We start from the raw sequence: 2,035 nt of genomic DNA on the forward strand, positions 1-2,035 counted from the left end.
CTGATCACGCCTGCCCGAACATCAATCCATCCACGCGCGCGCATTGCGGAAAAGGCGCATCCAGGCGCCATCTTCCTGCCATTCGGCGGGACACCAGGAGTTGGTCACCGCACGGGCCACGCGCTCGGGGTGCGGCATCATGATCGTCACGCGGCCATCCGGTGTGGTCAGCCCCGTGATGCCCGCAGAAGAGCCGTTGGGATTGGCGGGATAGCGCGTCGTCACCTGGCCGTAGTTGTCCACATAGCGCATGGCGATCTGGTCGCTGGTCTGCATGCCGCGCAAGTGGCCGCTGTCACGGAATTCGGCGCGCCCCTCGCCATGCGCCACGGCGATCGGCAGTCGTGAGCCTTCCATGCCGGCCAGCAGAATCGAAGGACTCTTCTCGACCTGCACCATGCTCACGCGCGCTTCGAACTGCTCGGACTCGTTGCGCACGAAGCGTGGCCAGTTCTCGGCCCCAGGGATCAGCGACTTGAGCTGAGAAAGCATCTGACAACCGTTGCACACCCCTAGAGAGAAGCTGTCATCACGCTGGAAGAAGCCTGCGAAGGCATCACGAGCGCGGCCATTGAACAGCACCGACTTGGCCCAGCCACCGCCGGCACCGAGCACGTCACCGTACGAGAAGCCACCACAGGCGATCAGCCCCTTCATGGTTTCCAGATCGACGCGGCCCTCGAGGATATCGCTCATATGCACGTCGATGGCTGCGAAACCGGCGCGGTCGAAGGCAGCCGCCATTTCGACATGACCGTTGACACCCTGCTCACGCAGCACCGCCACACGCGGCTTCTCGCCACGCCCGACATAGGGCGCGGTAATGTCCTCATCGACATCGAAGCTGGGATGCGCCGAGAGGCCCGGATCGCGCAGATCGAGCAAGGCGTCGAATTCGGACTTCGCGCAGTCCGGATTGTCACGCAGCGCCTGCATGCGATAGCTGGTTTCGGTCCAGGTACGCTGCGCGATGGCCCGCGTGGTTTCCAGAAGCGGCTCCTCGAAGAGCGTGACACGCACCTGATCGTCGTAGCGAGGACGAGCGACCACGCCGCTGGTTTCGAGTCCTGCGGCAGCGAGCTGGGCGAGCACGAACTCGGTATCGCGGCGGTTGATCTGAATCACCGCACCTAGCTCTTCGGCGAACAAGGCATCGAAGGCTTCATAAGCGTCATCGATCAACCAGTCGAGCTTGATTTCCAGCCCACCGCGTGCGGCGAAGGCCATCTCCAGCAACGTTACGAGCAGGCCGCCGTCGCTGCGGTCGTGATAAGCGAGCAGCTTGCCATCGGCGTTGAGGCCCTGAATGACGGCGAAGAAGGCCTTGAGGTCCTCGGCGTCCTCGAGGTCGGGACACACATCGCCGACCTGACCATACACCTGCGCCAATGCCGAGCCACCGAGACGATTCTGACCACGCCCCAGGTCGATCAGGATCAGATCGCTTTCGTCCTGATCCAGGCGCAACTGCGGGGTCAGGGTACGCCGAGCATCGGTGACCGGCGCGAAACCGGTGATATCGAGCGTCAGCGGCGCGGTAACGCTTTTTTCCTCGTCATCGGATTGCCACGCGGTACGCATGGACATCGAATCCTTGCCCACCGGAATGGCGATGCCGAGCGCCGGACAGAGTTCCATGCCCACGGCATGCACGGCATCGAACAATGCCTGATTCTCGCCGACATGCTCGGCGGCACTCATCCAGTTGGCGGAGAGCTTGATGTCGGAAAGCTTGGCGATCGGCGCTGCGGCCAGGTTGGTGATCGTCTCGGCCACCGCCAGACGCGCACTGGCCGCCGGATCGACCAAGGCCACCGGCGGGCGCTCGCCGAGCGCCATGGCCTCGCCCGCATGGGTGTCGAAACTCGCCGTGGTCACCGCGCAGTCGGCCACCGGTACCTGCCAGGGGCCAACCATCTGATCGCGCGCCACCATTCCCGTGATCGAGCGGTCGCCTATGGTGATCAAGAAGCTCTTGGAGGCTACCGTCGGCAGGCGTAGTACACGATCCAGCGCCTCGCGCAGGTCGAGATTG

Annotated in this window: 1 protein-coding gene; it reads right to left on the bottom strand. The window is 63.8% G+C overall.

Features of this window, described 5'->3' with window-relative positions; genetic code table 11:
• Positions 1–21: 21 nt before the first annotated feature.
• Positions 22–2,035, bottom strand: a 2,014-nt coding sequence (gene purL, locus OP495_RS18825; protein ID WP_280571010.1) for a phosphoribosylformylglycinamidine synthase, incomplete at its 5' end; no start/stop codon positions are given.

This window comes from Chromohalobacter sp. 296-RDG, from assembly GCF_029889885.1.
GTDB lineage: Bacteria > Pseudomonadota > Gammaproteobacteria > Pseudomonadales > Halomonadaceae > Chromohalobacter.